This window comes from Aminobacter sp. P4_D5, assembly GCF_056401815.1.
The window spans coordinates 1-572 of the sequence record NZ_JBFUIP010001141.1; the positions used below are offsets into that span (position 1 = coordinate 1).

Annotated in this window: 1 protein-coding gene; it reads right to left on the bottom strand. The window is 73.8% G+C overall.

From position 1 onward, the window contains the following. Nucleotides 1-572, bottom strand: a 572-nt coding sequence (locus AC1DWF_RS37140; protein ID WP_476843426.1) for a tetratricopeptide repeat protein, incomplete at both ends; no start/stop codon positions are given.

A 572-nucleotide genomic window follows, 5' to 3' on the forward strand; every position in this document is an offset into this window, starting at 1 on the left:
GCGCCCGGTTGGTCAGCGGATCGATGGAGGGCTGCGGGCTGGCCATTCCGGCGCGCAGCTCCGGCGGCACCCAGCGGGCATAGCCCGTGCCCCCCTGGGCGAGCAGGGCCAGCGCCCGGTCGTTGTGGCCCATATTGGCCTCGTGCAGGCCGCGGTAATGGGCGAGATCGGCGGTGGCCAGGGGTGAAGAGGCGCGCGGCGCGAGGGTCGCGGCCCGGTTGAAGAAGGCTTCCGCCTCGGGGAAGCGGCCCTGGTTGGAGAGCTGCAGCGCCAGGTAGATCATGGGCTGGAAGCTGTCCGGGGCATTCGCGCCTAGCGCGCGCTCCTGCAGCGCCAGGGCGGCGCGATAGGCGGTCTCGGCGGCGACGAAGCGCTCGGCCTGGTTGGCGTCGCGGCCGATGGCCATCAGGCTCTCGTACCGGCCGATATCGCCGGTGGAGAAGGCCTCGCGGGCCAGCCGCGCGGCCATCTGGTCGATGGCGGCCGAGGGCAGGCGCGCGGATTCGGCCGTGATACGGCCGGAGACGATCCCGATCGCGCGCTCGGCCGGGGCCTGGGCGGGCAGGATGCCC